This window comes from Chromohalobacter sp. HP20-39 (genome assembly GCF_033052815.1).
Taxonomy (GTDB): domain Bacteria; phylum Pseudomonadota; class Gammaproteobacteria; order Pseudomonadales; family Halomonadaceae; genus Chromohalobacter.
In genome coordinates, this window is sequence record NZ_JAWHTP010001003.1 from 1 (window position 1) to 248 (window position 248).

The window sequence follows — 248 nt, forward strand, 5'->3', positions numbered from 1 at the left end:
TGCGCTGCGAATATGCATCGCTCATCCTCCGAAGGTGCCCTTTTCTTTGCGTGCCGGCTGCTTTACTTGGGGAAACAGGTTTAGCTAGCGATCGAGGAGGTCCCCCATGGCCATGACAATGACCGGCGAAGTCCAGCTTGCGGCGCCGCGCCAGGCTGTGTGGGACAAGCTCAACGATCCCGAAGTGCTGAAGGCCTGCATTCCCGGCTGCGAGGAACTGGAGAAGACCGACGAGGGCGGCTTCCGCG

At 61.3% G+C, this 248-nt stretch carries 1 protein-coding gene; it reads left to right on the top strand.

Annotation, left to right across the window (positions count from 1 at the left end; translation table 11 throughout):
* Positions 1-118 precede the first annotated feature (118 nt).
* Positions 119-248 (top strand): SRPBCC domain-containing protein (locus RVY79_RS22100; RefSeq protein WP_411161776.1); only part of this gene is annotated, 130 nt, incomplete at its 3' end.